Origin of the sequence: uncultured Lamprocystis sp., assembly GCF_903933125.1 — a bacterium.
Lineage (GTDB): Bacteria > Pseudomonadota > Gammaproteobacteria > Chromatiales > Chromatiaceae > Thiodictyon.
Genome location: NZ_CAIZIZ010000227.1, coordinates 1 through 14022 on the forward strand (window position 1 = coordinate 1; position 14022 = coordinate 14022).

10 protein-coding genes and 1 pseudogene are annotated in these 14022 nt (G+C 64.1%); 6 read left to right on the plus strand and 5 right to left on the minus strand.

Annotation, left to right across the window (positions count from 1 at the left end):
- Positions 1-663 (plus strand): annotated as a pseudogene (locus QZY03_RS11280) (reverse transcriptase domain-containing protein); the annotation flags it as partial.
- Positions 664-896: 233 nt separating this feature from the next.
- Here QZY03_RS11280 and QZY03_RS11285 read toward each other — a convergent pair.
- From QZY03_RS11285 to QZY03_RS11305, 5 genes are all read right to left on the minus strand, one after another.
- Positions 897-1247, minus strand: a complete 351-nt coding sequence (locus QZY03_RS11285) for a helix-turn-helix transcriptional regulator (RefSeq protein ID WP_295581035.1) — start codon at positions 1245-1247, stop codon at positions 897-899.
- Between the two features lie 43 nt (positions 1248-1290).
- Positions 1291-1437: a single-stranded DNA-binding protein gene (locus tag QZY03_RS11290; RefSeq protein WP_295581037.1), complete on the minus strand. Its 147-nt coding sequence runs from the start codon at positions 1435-1437 to the stop codon at positions 1291-1293.
- Between the two features lie 197 nt (positions 1438-1634).
- A complete protein-coding gene (gene pdxA / locus QZY03_RS11295) occupies positions 1635-2615 on the minus strand; it encodes a 4-hydroxythreonine-4-phosphate dehydrogenase PdxA (protein WP_295581039.1) in 981 nt (326 codons plus the stop codon).
- Positions 2616-2628: 13 nt separating this feature from the next.
- Positions 2629-3978: a peptidylprolyl isomerase gene (locus QZY03_RS11300; RefSeq protein ID WP_295581041.1), complete on the minus strand. Its 1350-nt coding sequence runs from the start codon at positions 3976-3978 to the stop codon at positions 2629-2631.
- Complete coding sequence (locus QZY03_RS11305) at positions 3965-6325, minus strand: LPS-assembly protein LptD (RefSeq protein ID WP_295581043.1); 2361 nt, start codon at positions 6323-6325, stop codon at positions 3965-3967. The genes QZY03_RS11300 and QZY03_RS11305 overlap by 14 nt, the downstream gene beginning before the upstream one ends.
- Before the next feature lie 827 nt (positions 6326-7152).
- On the opposite strand from QZY03_RS11305, the gene QZY03_RS11310 reads away from it, so the two are divergent.
- The 5 genes from QZY03_RS11310 (at position 7153) to QZY03_RS11330 (ending at position 13787) form a co-directional block, all read left to right on the plus strand.
- Entirely contained in the window at positions 7153-8121 is a 969-nt protein-coding gene (locus QZY03_RS11310) for a phosphotransferase (protein WP_295581045.1), read from the plus strand.
- A gap of 2 nt (positions 8122-8123) precedes the next feature.
- Positions 8124-10523 (plus strand): EcoAI/FtnUII family type I restriction enzme subunit R, encoded by a 2400-nt coding sequence (hsdR, locus tag QZY03_RS11315; protein ID WP_295581047.1) that lies wholly within the window; start codon positions 8124-8126, stop codon positions 10521-10523.
- Positions 10524-10673: 150 nt separating this feature from the next.
- Entirely contained in the window at positions 10674-10931 is a 258-nt protein-coding gene (locus QZY03_RS11320; protein ID WP_295581049.1) for a hypothetical protein, read from the plus strand.
- 139 nt (positions 10932-11070) lie between these two features.
- Entirely contained in the window at positions 11071-12639 is a 1569-nt protein-coding gene (locus tag QZY03_RS11325) for a class I SAM-dependent DNA methyltransferase (RefSeq protein ID WP_295581051.1), read from the plus strand.
- Positions 12639-13787 (plus strand): restriction endonuclease subunit S, encoded by a 1149-nt coding sequence (locus QZY03_RS11330; protein WP_295581053.1) that lies wholly within the window; start codon positions 12639-12641, stop codon positions 13785-13787. Before QZY03_RS11325 ends, QZY03_RS11330 begins: the two co-directional genes overlap by 1 nt.
- The last annotated feature ends 235 nt before the right edge of the window (positions 13788-14022 follow it).

Sequence of the window (14022 nt, forward strand, 5' to 3'; positions counted from 1 at the left end):
CATTACGTGCTCGACCTCTGGTTCGAGAAACGGTTTGCGGTGAGCTGCGCGGGCAACGCCTACCTGATTCGCTACGCGGACGACGATGTCGCCTGTTTCGAGCAAGAAGCCGACGCTCGGGCCTTCTTAGGGGCGATGACCGAACGGCTCGCCGAATTCGACCTGGAAATCGAGCCGACCAAGACCGCGCTGTTGCGCTTCGGCAGCCAGTGCCTGGGCAACTCCGTCGTCCGGCCACACGGCGAAAGGACCTTCAGCTTCCTCGGCTTTACCCACTACGTTGGGCGGAGTCTGCGGGGGCGTTTCGTGGTCGGGCGCAACACCGACGCCAAGCGGATGCACAAGAAGCTCAAGCTGCTGAATGAGCACCTGCGGCGTTTACGCGCGAAAGGCGGTAATGCCATGCTGGCGTTCTTTATCCGGCACACGCGCGGTCATATACAGTACTACGGCGTTAGCGGTAATAGCCGAGGTCTGGCGGCCTATCTCTACGCGGCCTCCGGCCTGTTGTTCAAATGGCTCAATCGGCGCAGCCAGCGTCGTTCGCTGACGTGGAAGCGTTTTACTGCGTACATCCGTCCCCTGTTCCCCAAAGCCAGGATTCTACATGACCTCTATCCCATCCCTTGGTGGAAGACTCAAACTGGGAGCCGGATGGTGTAACACTCCAAGTCCGGTTCTGCGAGGAGCCGGGAACGAATCGCTGTATGGCAGAGATAGTGTGGCACCGCCGGGAAACCAGGCGGCAACAGAGAACACCAACGTCTGTCTAACCAGCGGTGAGAACCCGGCTTACTCTCCGACAATCTTCGGAACGATTATGCAAAATTTTCCATAATCGTTCCGAAGATTGTCAAAGCCCGAGTGAATCACGGTGGTGTGCGCCGCTGATCCTTTTAGGGAGTCAGGTCGCTCTCGATCATGGCCTTCGCGAGGATTAGCGCCCGACCCCGGGCGTCCGCTTTCCGGTACATCCCGAGTAGGTCAAGCTCGTCGGGGCTGAAGCGCATCAGCGGCTCGACGCAGAGCAGGTAGTCCGGCGTGACCGTGCCCAGGGCCTTGGCCAACAGACGGGCCTCCTCGATGCCGATGCGTCGTTGGCCCCGCTCATAGTTGCTGATCATCGAAACCGAAACCTTGCCTTCGGTTCGGTTGGACAATTGCGCTAGGGATAGGCTGGACGCGCTGCGGGCAAGGCGCAGCCGCTCGGCGATCTGAAAGTTCAGGGTGAGCCGGTCTTCGATCATGATGCCGCGGCTGGTTTGGCGGGTTTCTCGAACTCGCACCCGCTCAAAACCACAGGGTTTCCGGCGCCGCCGCATCGCGGGGCGTGACATCGACGGCAACCTGGACCGTGGTCATGTCTTTGCCGCTCTTGGTGGTGCGGGCCACGGGATCGCCACCCAGGCGACCGTACAAATTGGCGATCAGGCTCATCGGGCGGCTCCTTTGGTTGACTAAGCGCTATGGACTGGTGTCGCGTGTTGAACGGTTCCCTACGCGATTGCCGGCAATCGCCTTAGGCGATTTCCGTGAATAGGCATCCCGACTGCGCATGCGCAGAAAGCCTGTTGGGTTGTAGGGGCGAATGAATTCGCCCCTACACGGCGGTAGATCCTTTCCCGAAAATCACCTTAACCCGGAGCGTCCACCATCACCAGCGCGGCCGCTATCGCGGCGTGCAAACTCCCGAGGTCGGCGCGATCCGTTCCTGCCAGGTCCAGCGCGGTGCCATGATCCACGGAGGTGCGGATGATCGGCAGCCCCAGGGTGATGTTGACTGCCTGACCGAACCCCAGGTGCTTGAGTACGGGCAGGCCCTGATCATGGTACATGGCCAGCACGACGTCCGCTGCCGCCAGACGCTCCGGTAAAAAGGCGGTATCCGCCGGCAGGGGGCCGACCAGGTCCCAGCCGCGTTCGCGCAGGTCGTTGAGCACCGGCGTGATCACCTCGATTTCCTCCATTCCAAGGTATCCACCTTCGCCCGCGTGGGGGTTGAGCCCACAGACCAGGATGCGCGGGGCGGCGATGCCGAAGCGTCGGCTGAGGTCCGCGTGCAGGACCTCGATGACGCGGCGCAGGTGCGGCCCGGTGATGGCGGCGCTGACTTGACTCAGCGGCAGGTGGGTGGTGACCAAGGCGACCCGCAGACCCGGGGTGGCAAGCAGCATGACCGGTTGCGCGTGACACCGCTCGGCCAGGAACTCGGTGTGTCCGGTGAAGTGCAGGCCCGCCGAGTTGATGATGCCCTTATGGATCGGACCCGTGACCAGCGCATCGAAAGTGCCCGTCAGACACCCATCGCAGCCGATCCGCAGCGTTTCGAGCACATAGGCGGCATTGGCGGCATCCAGTCGGCCCGGCAGCACGGCGGCACCCAGCGATACCGGAGCGACCCATAACTCCGCCGCTGCACTCGGGCGACGGGGGGTGTCGGCCGCAAAGGGGTGGCAGCGCAGCGGCAGCCCAAGTGCATGCGCACGCGCGGTCAGCAAGTCGGGGTCGGCGACCGCGACCAACTGGGCCGCGCCGGCTTCCTGAGCCAGGCGAACCAGCAGATCAGGGCCAATCCCGGCCGGTTCTCCCGGAGTGATGACGAGCCGCGGAGTCATGCGTCGGTTCCTCTCAGCGTTCGGTGTTGGCGGCATCGAGCCGCAGTTCGACGTAAGCCTCATCGCGCAGCCGCTTCAGCCAGGCGTCGGTCGCCTCGTCCACCTTGCGCCGTTGGATCGCCTCTTTCGCCTTGAGCCGCAGCAATTCATCCGCGGTGTCCTGGCTGCGGCGCTCCTGCACCTGAATGATGTGCCAACCGAATGAGCTGTGCACCGGTTCGCTGACCTCATTGGGGGCGAGCTTGTTCATCGCCGCTTCAAACTCCGGCACGGTTTGGCCCGGATTGACCCAGCCCAGGTCGCCCCCCTTCAGGGCCGAGCCCGTATCGTCCGAATGGGCGCGGGCCAGGGTCGCGAAATCATCGCCGCCGACAATGCGCATGCGCAATTGAGCCAGTCGTATTCTGGCGTCTTCATCAGCGACCAACTCGTTGGGGCGGATCAGGATGTGGCGCGCCTTGGTCTGGGTGACGTTACCCGGCACCCCGCCCTTGATCTCCGCCAGCCGGATGATGTTGAAGCCGCTCGGGCTGCGGATCGGATCGGTGATCTCACCTTGTGCCATGGTTTGGGCCTTGTCCGCGACCAGGCTCGGTACCGCGGCCATCTCGAACCATCCCAGGTCGCCGCCTTGCAGGGCGGTGCGCCCCTCGGAACTGGCGGCGGCAACCGCGGCGAAATCCGCCCCGCCGCGCAATCTGGCGACCAGCTGCTTGGCCTTGGCCTCGGCTTGGGCAATCTGGGCGGGTGACGGATTATCGGGCAGTGCGATCAGGATGTGCTGCAGCCGCACCTGTTCACGCGGCATCAGTTGGCCCTTGTCGCGCTGGAGGAAGCGCTCCACCTCTTGGTCGCTGACCTGGATGGTGCCCACGACCTCCTGGTTTTGCAGGCGGCCGGTCAGGATCTGCATGCGGGTGTCCTCGCGAAAGGCCTCAAAGCGCATTCCGCTGCTTTCCAGCGTGGCCTGCAGCTCTTCGATCGAGAGATTGTTACGGCTCGCGATCGACTGGATCGCACTGGTCAGGGCGGCCTCGTCGACCGTGATGCCGAGTTGTTTGGCGCGCTGCTGCTGGAGCCGTTTCAGGATCAGCCGCTCCAGCACCTGCTTGCGCAACTGCTCCGGCGGGGGTACCGGGGTGCCCTGTTCCTGAAGTTGGGGGATCGTCTGCGCCATTTCGCGGGACACCTCGCTTTGCACCACCACGTCATCATTGACAATGGCGACGATCGAGTCGAGTTCTTCGGCGTTGGCGAGCGGGTGAGTCAGGCCCAGGCAAAGCAGGCCGGCGACCAACCAGAACAGCGCCCTGAAGGTGGTGTGTGGCGGTGTGTGCGGGCCGTCATGATCAGTCCGAGTCATAGCCATAGATTCCGTGTTCCAGGAGTTTGTCGATTTTGTTGCCGAGTGAACCCAGGCCGGCGAGTTCGAGTTGCAGCATCACGCTGGTGTTCCCCTCGCTCTCGGCCGTGGTTTTGAGATGACGCGCGAGAATCCGCAAGCGCCAGCAGCAGCGGCCGAATTCGATTCCCGCAAAGGCGTCGACGGTGTCGGAGTCGAGCAGCGAGTAGAGCCAGCGCCCGACCAGGCTGATCTGCGGTGTCAGCGGCAGGCGAAATGACAGGTCCGTATTCTCGTAACGCTCGGGCTCGGTCTGGCCCAGATTGTAGCGATACGCGAAATTGAACACCCGATCATCTCCCGGGGCATAGCGGAACTGCACCACGCGCTTCTCCCATTGATTGCTTGAGAGATTCGGATCCCACTGAAAGCTGGCACGGGCATTCCACCCCGGTGCGGGGTTGGTGGACAACTCACCCGCCACCGACGAGGTTGTGGTTTCATCCGCCGACACACCCGTGAGTTGTACCCGGCGCTTGTCGAAGTAATACACCTGACCCAGGCTGGCGCGCAACCATTCGCGACCGCTCTTGTTGCCCAGGGTGCGGGAGGTTAAGCCGATCGTGAAGCGGTTCTCGTCGCCGACGCGGTCATACCCGGTGAACCGATTCGGTTTGAACAGGCTGGCGTAGCTGAAATCCAATAGGGTGGTGTCGAACAGCGGGGTGTCGGACTGGTTCTCATAGGGTGTCGCGACATAATAGAAACGAGGTTCCAGGGTCTGCAGGGCACCCTGACCGAACCAGTTGAGATCGCGCTCGAAGACCAGTCCGGCGTCCATGTCGAAACTGGGAATCAGAAAGGATTGCACCGACGCGGTGCCCGGTTGCGTGTCCGCCAGATCATAGCCGGTCGCATACAGGCGCACGCGCGGAATCAGGTGACCAAAGCTGCGCCGCAACGGCAATCGCAACGAGGGCAGCAAGACGCCACGATTGCCGTGGACCTTCGCGTGGTGGTCGAAGTAATCGTAACGTCCTTCGAAGGCATACTCGAGCAGACCCCAGCGGGTCCGCGGGACATCCACTTGGATATGCGGGAGTTGGCCGTAGGGGCGATTGGCAGGCGAGATCGTCGGGTCGACGGTCTGGAAGCCCTGTAACCAGGCTTGCACGCTGTAGGTGCCGCCGTTGTACGAGAGATTGCCCCGCTGGACCAGATTGCGCACGCTGGTGACGTCCAGGCTGTTGCCGAAGTCGGCCAGGTACTGGTCGTCCGAGACCATGGCGTAGTCGATTGAGGTACCCCAACGTCCGCCTAAGGTACCGGTCTGTTCCAGTCGCAGCGCCCCCCGCGTTCCGAGGTCCGGGTCCGCGGCATCGTGCGGCAGGATTTCGCCGTTGATCTCGGTCTTCTGATTACTCGTGAGGTGACGGACCTGGGCGCCGAGCATCAGCCCGCGTGTGCTCATGAAGCGGGGGGTGATGGTCGCGTCCAGGTTCGGGGCAATGTTCCAGTAATAAGGCAGGATGATGTCCGTGCCGGTGGTGTCGGAGGAGCCCACCGTCGGGATCAATAATCCGCTGCGCCGCCGGTCGTCGATCGGGAAGGTCATGTAGGGTGTGTAAAACACGGGCAGATTGCCAAACTGCAAGCGCGCATGACGGGCGGTACCCAAGCCTTCCGGGTGGTCGAGCAGCAGGCTGCGTGCGTGGATGGACCAGTCGTAACGGCCGGGTGGGCACGTGGTGTAGGTCACCTCGCGATAGCGGGTGATCTGACCAGGCAGGAGGTCGGCCGTGGCGGCGGTGCCGCGCAGGTTGGCATCGCCGGACAGGCGATAATGGACATTCTGGAGGGTCCCTTCCTTGGTGCGCAGGTTGTAATCCGCGGAGTCGGCGGTCAGCCGTGCGGGCGGGTACTCCAGATAGACATTGCCCTGTGCGTCGACCGCGCCGGTGCGCCGATGATAGCGGGAGCGATCCGCCTCCAGGCGTTGGTCGCCCTGGAGGATTTCGACGTCCCCTTGCAGGCGCACGACCCCGCCGGTTTGGTCGTAATCGGCCTGATCGGCGGTGGCATCGACCGGCACATTGGGGTTCGCCGCGGGGGCCGCGCCGCCTCCGGTGCCGCGGCCCGGCGGTCCGCACCGTTCCCAGGGCAGTCCGGCGTGCAGTCGGGCCTCGGCATCGCGCGTCACCACTTTCGGCTGCGGGCCAAGGGCCGCGTTCATCCGTGCCGTATCCGCTGCGGTGGATGGTTGATCCGGCGGCGGCAGGACCAGCGGGGCGATGCCGGTGAACACCGGGCGTGCCGGGTCCAGGACGATCGGCAACGTCAGGCGGGCCGGTTCCGGGGGCTGGGACACCTGGGCTGACGGTGGAGTTTCAGCCGGTAGCGCCGGTGCGACCACCCGCTCGGGGATGGGGTCCGGTGTCGGTTTCGGGCGATCGGTTGCTGCCGGCCCCGCCGCCGCGGGAAGGGGATCGCTCGCGACTCGCGTTGGCGGAGGTGTGTCCGTCGCCGTTCGGGCCGGCGGGGTTGGGGCTGGAGCGGCCGGTGCCGGGGGTGTCGCGTCTGACGGTTGCGCGGTCGCGGCAGGCACTGCGGCAATGTCCGCGGGGCTCGCGGGCGCTGTGGCTCCGGTCGACCCCTGATCCGTGACCGGGTCGGGCGATTCCGCGCGGACATCCGCCTGAGCCGGCGTGCCGTCTGGCGACACGGGGGTAGGGCAATCCGCGGCGCTGCCTGAACCCTCGGCCGCGCCCTGGTCCGGCGCTTGGCCGGAGTCCTGGTCGGCACAAGGCCGCGGACCGACCGCGGCGCTCTCGGGAAGCGTCTGCGATGGGCTCAAGGCGACCAGAATGAGCGCAACGGTTAGGATTAGGGAACGCACGACATGGACGGATTGGGAATTCGCTGCAACCATGTCACATTCTTCGCGGGCCAGCAATGCGGTTATCCTGGAAAAAATGGTCAGCCGTCAGCGCTCGGCCGACCGCTCGCGCTTGAACAGCGCGTCGGGTGCGGTGCCGCGGCCCCGTTCGGCCCCGTTCGGCCACGAAAACCGCGGCGAACGCGACGTTGAATGCGCGTGCCTGAGGGCTGGCCGCGCGGCCTGGGGTTATTGTTGTCACCATCGCTGAGGGAATCATCTTGACTGCACGGCATGAGCTATTAACACATTGGGTCGCCATGGTACTCGGTAGGGAGGATTTCGTGCTGGAACCGGCCTCTTCCGACGCCAGTTTTCGCCGCTACTGGCGGGCCCGCTGGCAGGAGAACACCATGATTTTGATGGACGCTCCGCCCGCGCACGAGGACTGCGGTCGTTTTGTCGACCTGGCGCGGCGCCTGCGCGCCATCGGGCTGCATACCCCGGAAATCCACGCCGAGGACCGGACCAACGGCTTTCTCGCCTGCTCCGACCTGGGCGACCGGCTCTATTTGACCGAACTTGATGAGCAGAGTGCGGACCGGCTCTATGGGGACGCACTCGCCGCCCTGGCGGTCATTCAGGCCTGCGGTCCGCTGGACGGTCTGCCGCACTATGATGACGCCTTCCTGCATCGCGAGTTGGAGATCTTCCGCGAATGGTTCCTCGTCCGCCACCTGGGGCTGGTGCTTACCCCCGAGGAAACGGCCGGCTGGGTCCGTGCGGGCGACTGTCTGGTGGCCAGTGCGCTGGAGCAGCCACAGGTTTGTGTCCATCGGGACTATCACTCGCGCAACCTGATGATCACCGATCCGCCGAGTCCGGGCATCCTGGATTTTCAGGACGCGGTGGTCGGACCCATTACCTACGATCTGGTCTCATTGCTCAAGGACTGCTACATCGCCTGGGCGCCCGAGCGGGTCACCGACTGGGCCTTGGGCTATCTCCAACTGGCCGTCCAGTCCGGGGTGCTGCCGGACATTGAGCCGGCGCGCTTCCTGCGCTGGTTCGACCTCATGGGCACTCAGCGTCATCTGAAGGCCTGCGGTATCTTCGCCCGGCTCAACCATCGCGACGGCAAGGCGCATTATCTCAACGATATCCCGCGCACACTAGGCTATATCCGCGCGGTCTGTGCCCGTTATCCGGAACTGGCGGATCTGGATCGGCTGTTGACCGAGCGGGTCGACCCGGCCATGGTCATGGGCAGCGCGCCCGCGAGACCCTGACGATGTCACTGAACGAGGCCGACACCTGCCGCATCCATGTCACCCCCCGGCTGCGCGCCGCCGGCTGGGAGGAACCGCCCCATGCGCTCGCGGAGCAGCAGACCTATACCGCCGGCCGCGTTCGGATCATCGGCGGCAAGGCCGTACGCGGAGAGCGCAAGCGGGTGGATTATTTTCTGCTCTACACCCGCGACTACGCCCTCGCCGTGGTCGAGTCCAAGCCGGAAGACGCGCCCGTGGGCGCCGGGCTCCAGCAGTCGAAAGGCTATGCCGAGGACCGGGATCTGAAATTTGCCTATGCCACCAACGGGCATTGGATCATCGAGTTCGATTTTATCACCGGCACCGAAACCAGCCTGGACGCCTTTCCCACGCCCGATGCGCTGTTCGCACGCGTGCAGGCGGCTCAGGGTCTCAGCGCTGCAGCGGCGTCGCGCCTCCTGACCCCCTCCTATCATGTGCCGGAGGCTCAGCCCCGCTACTATCAGGAGATTGCCATCAACCGCGCGCTGCGGGAGATCCTCCAGGGTCGGCGGCGCTGCCTGGTGTGCATGGCCACCGGGACCGGCAAGACCCTGGTTGCCTTTCAGATCTGTTGGAAGCTGTGGAACGCCTGCTGGAGCCGCGACGGCACGCGCGAGCGCAAGCCGCGTATTCTGTTTCTGGCCGACCGTAATCTTCTGGTCGATGACCCCAAGGACAAGCACTTCGCCCCGTTCGGCGAGGCGCGTTGGAAAATCGAGGGCGGCCGTGTCCGCAAGAGCCGTGAGATCTATTTCGCGACCTATCAGGCCATCGCTGAAGACAAGTCGCGCCCCGGTCTCTACCGCCAATTCCCGCGGGATTTTTTCGATCTCATCATCGTCGACGAGTGTCACCGCGGCAGTGCCCGGGACCAAAGTCAGTGGCGCGAGATCCTGGAGTGGTTTGAGCCGGCCTATCAGCTTGGGATGACCGCGACACCGTTGCGGGAGGACAACCGCGACACCTACGCCTACTTCGGCAACCCCATCTATACCTACAGCCTGCGCCAGGGTATCGAAGACGGATTCCTCGCCCCGTATCGGGTGCATCGGGTCGTGACCGACGTGGACGCCACGGGCTGGCGCCCGAGCCGCGACGAACTGGACCGCTTCGGGCGCGCGATCCCCGACGAGCACTACGAGACCAAGGACTTTGAGCGCATCATCGCGCTCAAGGCCCGCACCCAGGCCGTCGCCCGGCATCTCACCGACTTCATGCGCCGCACCGACCGCTGGGCCAAGACCATCGTGTTCTGTGTCGATCAGGAGCACGCCGCCGCCATGCGCCAGGCCCTGACCAACCTCAATCAGGATCTGGTCGCCAAGCATCCGCATTACGTCGAGCGCGTGACGTCCGACGAGGGCGACCGGGGCCGCGCCCTGCTCAGCCGCTTCCAGGAGCCCGACGAGCCGACACCCGTCATCCTCACCACCTCGCACATGCTCACCACCGGCGTGGACGCGCCGACCTGCAAGAACGTCGTTCTGGTGCGTGTCATCAACGCCATGACCGAATTCAAGCAGATCATCGGGCGTGGCACGCGGATGCGCGAGGACTACGGCAAGACCTGGTTCAACATCATCGACTACACCGGCTCGGCGACCGCGCGCTTCGCCGACCCCGATTTCGACGGCTTCCCGGAAGCCATGGACCTCACCGTGATCGATGCGCAGGGCCGGGAGACCGGCACCGATGACCTGGACCCGACCCGGATCGAGGCGGTCGCACCGGGCGACGCGGCGCCGGGCGAACCCGGCATCGGCGATGGCGCAGATGGTACAGAACCGACACCGCCGCTGAAATACTATGTCGACGGTGGTCAGGTTCAGATCATCGCCCATGTCGTCTCCGAACTGGACGACGACGGCAATCAACTGCGGGTGATCCAATACACCGACTACACTGCCGCCCAGATCCGCACCCTGTTCCGCACGCCCGACGCCCTGGCTGCCGACTGGGCCGATCCGGTCAAGCGCGAGGCGATCCTCGATCAACTGAACCGCCGCGGTATCGCGTTTTCACATTTGGCCGAGGCGGCGGGCCACGCGGACGCCGATCCGCTGGATCTGCTGTGTCATCTCGCGTTCCAGCGCCCGTTACGCACCCGTCGGGAGCGGGCGGAGCACCTGCGCAAGAACCAGCCGGATTTCTTCGACCAATTCAGCGCCGTCGCCTGCGGCATCCTCGACGCCTTGCTGGATCAATACACCGAGCACGGTCCAGACGAATTTCGGATTCCGCACGCCCTCCAGGTCCCGCCCATCGCCATCCACGGTAACCCCATGGAGATTGCCGACCTGTTCGGCGGGCCGGTCGCCATGCGTCAGGCGGTCAATCGGCTGCAGAGCCTGCTTTATGCGGAGATCGGAAATCGCTGAATCTGGGGCGGATGTTTCACCACAGAGGACACAGAGGACACAGAGTGATTAAGCTAAGACGTTTCGGTGAAACCGAGTTCCAGGCTGCTTGCTTGCCGCCCGAACTGCCTGAATAATGCCGATACTTTGATGTCGCCTGGAGGCGAGAGTATGGCTGGTCTCCGCGGTGTGTCCGGCGCGCTGCGTACCTGGCTCAAGCAGCAGGCCCGCGCCCATCATCGTTCGGTGAATCGGGACGCTAAAGCGCTTATCGAGTCGATTCGGGCGGATAGCGCCCCGGCACGATCGCGTCCGTCCGCGCAAGACATCCTCGCCAGGGCCGACCGTTTCGCGAGCCTTCCCGTACTGGACACGCGTACAGCAGACGAGATCATCGGCTATGACGAAGCCGGTCTGCCCAGCCGATGACTGCCCCGGTGGTGATTTCAGGCTGACGGACATTCAATCGGCAATCCCGCCACTGCCTGACCTCCGTCGTCAGGGTCCGCCGGCCTACCCCGTCCCGCTCTCCCGGCGACCTCAGCCCAAGCCCCTGGACCGCTCACCCATGCCCCCCAAGAAGCCAGTCACACCCCAGACCACCGCGCAGCAGCTCGGGGCCATCATCAAGTCCGCGCGCAACATCATGCGCAAAGACAAGGGCCTCAATGGTGACCTGGACCGGCTGCCCATGCTCACCTGGATCATGTTCCTCAAGTTCCTCGACGACATGGAGCACCTGCGCGAGACCAACGCCGCGTTGGCGGGGACGCCCTTTCGCCCGGATATCGCGCCGCCCTACCGCTGGCGCGACTGGGGTGCGGATGCCGGCGGTATCACCGGTGCTGAACTGATCGCCTTCGTCAACAATGACGAGGCCATGCGTCCCAACGGCACCCGCGGGGCCGGGCTCTTCTATTACCTGCGCGGGCTGCGCAGCGTGGATGGGGCCGATCGGCGCGATGTCATCGCCACCGTGTTCAAGGGCATGCAGAACCGCATGGCGGACGGCTACCTGCTGCGCGACGTGATCACGTTGGTCGACGGCATCCACTTCACCGCCTCCGCGGAAATGCACACCTTGAGCCGGCTCTACGAGACCCTGCTGCGCGAGATGCGCGATGCGGCCGGTGACTCGGGTGAGTTCTACACCCCGCGCCCGGCGGTGCGCTTCATGGTCCAGGTGATGGATCCGCGCCTGGGCGAGACTGTGCTGGACCCCGCCTGCGGGACCGGCGGCTTCCTGGTGGAGTCGTTCGTCCATCTGCAGCAGCAATGCCGCTCGGTCGCCGATCTGGCCACCCTTCAGGAGACGAGCATCCGCGGCGGCGAGGCCAAATCCTTGCCCTACCTGCTGGCGCAGATGAATTTGCTGTTGCACGGGCTCAACTACCCGCGCATCGACCCCGGCAACAGCCTGCGCGTTCCGTTGCGTGACCTCACCGATCAGGACCGGGTGGATCTGATCCTGACCAATGTCCCTTTCGGCGGTGAGGAAGACCGCGGCATCCTGAGCAACTTCCCCAAGGACCGCCAAACCGCGGAGACCGCGCTGCTCTTCCTGCAACTCATCATGCGCCGTCTGAAACGCCCCGGGCCGGGTAACGACCGGGGCGGTCGGGCCGGCGTGATCGTTCCCAACGGCACCCTGTTCGGCGACGGTGTCTGTGCCCGCGTGAAGGAAGACCTGCTCAAGCACTATCATGTGCATACCATCGTGCGCCTGCCCGAGGGCGTCTTCGCGCCCTATACCGACATTCCGTCCAACCTGATCTTCTTCGACCGTTCCGGGCCGACCGAGACGATCTGGTACTACCGGGTCCCGCTGCCCGCCGGTCGGCGCAAATTCACCAAGACCAAGCCGATGGAAGACGCCGACCTCGCGGCCTGTCTGGCCTGGTGGGTTGACCGGAAAGAAGGCGCCGATGCCTGGCGGGTCAATGTCGCGGATGTACTCAAGTACGACGCCGAGGGGCGGTTGCTGTCGGTCAATCTGGATATCAAGAATCCGCATGGGTTGGAGGCGTTGGAGCATCGGGAGCCGCTGGAGCTGCTGGACGACATGCTGAGAAAAGAGCGCCGGGTGAATGATCTGCTTGCCGAGATCAGAACACTCATTGACCGGACAGCCGCGTGATGCGTCATTGGCAATCGGTAGAACTCGGTAGCGTGCTTCGCAAATCCGATCGGTGGATAACGATTGATCCTGATGCGACCTACCAGGAGGTGACCGTTCGGCTAAAGGGGAAAGGGGTCGTCTCCCGCGGCTTTCGGCAAGGGATCGAGATGGGCGGCGACCGGCGTCTTGAGGTCTGTCCAGGACAATTCATTCTCTCGCGCATCGACGCGCGACATGGTGCGTCCGGTATCATCCCCGCGGAATTAGCCGGTGCGGTCGTTACCAATGACTTTCCAGTCTTCGACTGCGATGAATCAAGGCTCAGGCCGCGTTATTTGTCCTGGCTCAGCAAGACCGAGGCTTTTGTCGAAGCCTGTCGGACCACGAGCGAAGGAACAACCAACCGGGTACGTTTGCGTGAGGAATTGTTCTCCAGGATTGCGATCGTTGTTCCTCCGGTGATTGAACAGGATCAGGTTGTTGCGAGGATCGAGGCGGTTACAACCCGCCTCGACGAGGCACGGCGGCTGCGCCAGGAGATCCAAGGCGACGCCAAGGCCCTGCTGCACAGCGTCTTTCACCGCTTGATCCAAGGCGCCGCGTATCGCCCGCTTGCGGAAGTCGCCCCCATCGTTCGGCGACCAGTCGCGATTGAACTGGACGGCGTCTACCCCGAGTTGGGGGCGCGCTCATTCGGCAAGGGTCTTTTCCATAAGCCGACCCTGAGCGGCGCGGATCTCGATTGGCAGAAGCTCTTTCGCGTTCATACCGGGGATCTGGTCATCAGCAACATTAAGGCCTGGGAGGGCGCTATCGCCGTTGCCGGAGAGGCCGACCATGGCCGGGTCGGCTCGCACCGCTACATCACCTGCGTTGCCAGGGACGGGATCGCCACCCCTGAGTTCCTATGCTTTTATCTCCTGACGAACGAAGGGATCGAGCAGGTGCAGGGCGCCTCACCCGGAAGCGCGGACCGCAACCGGACCCTGGCGATGGGCCGTTTGGAGCAACTCATCGTGCCGGTTCCCACGATCGAGAAACAGAGAGAATTCAGCACGCTTCAAGTCAAGGTGACCGCTATCCAACAGACCCAAGCCGCCAACCAACCCGAGCTGGACGCCCTGCTTCCCGCCGTGCTGGATAAAGCCTTCAAAGGCGAGCTATAACCGAGCGGGCCGTGATCGTCGTTCCGGCCGCCGGAAGACCGGAGGCCGAGGCTTTAGCCGGTCGACATTGCGTCTGCGTTGGGCTTGTTCGGCTAACGGCGATGGAAGGAACATCAGCCACCCCGGAAGATGAATGTCTCCCGTGGGAGCGGCGTCCCGCCGCGATGGGTGCCGCGGTGATCTCGAACGGTAGGGCGACGCGCCCGGCCCCATCGCGGCGGGACGCCGCTCCCAC

Bases quoted from the DNA above. Each gene is read 5' to 3' on its own strand.
- QZY03_RS11290 (WP_295581037.1), bottom strand. From the start codon at position 1,437: ATGAGCCTGATCGCCAATTTGTACGGTCGCCTGGGTGGCGATCCCGTG.
- QZY03_RS11320 (WP_295581049.1), top strand. From the start codon at position 10,674: ATGGCTGGTCTCCGCGGTGTGTCCGGCGCGCTGCGTACCTGGCTCAAG.
- QZY03_RS11330 (WP_295581053.1), top strand. From the start codon at position 12,639: ATGCGTCATTGGCAATCGGTAGAACTCGGTAGCGTGCTTCGCAAATCC.
- QZY03_RS11300 (WP_295581041.1), bottom strand. From the start codon at position 3,978: ATGACTCGGACTGATCATGACGGCCCGCACACACCGCCACACACCACC.
- hsdR (WP_295581047.1), top strand. From the start codon at position 8,124: ATGTCACTGAACGAGGCCGACACCTGCCGCATCCATGTCACCCCCCGG.
- QZY03_RS11310 (WP_295581045.1), top strand. From the start codon at position 7,153: ATGGTACTCGGTAGGGAGGATTTCGTGCTGGAACCGGCCTCTTCCGAC.
- QZY03_RS11285 (WP_295581035.1), bottom strand. From the start codon at position 1,247: ATGATCGAAGACCGGCTCACCCTGAACTTTCAGATCGCCGAGCGGCTG.
- QZY03_RS11325 (WP_295581051.1), top strand. From the start codon at position 11,071: ATGCCCCCCAAGAAGCCAGTCACACCCCAGACCACCGCGCAGCAGCTC.
- pdxA (WP_295581039.1), bottom strand. From the start codon at position 2,615: ATGACTCCGCGGCTCGTCATCACTCCGGGAGAACCGGCCGGGATTGGC.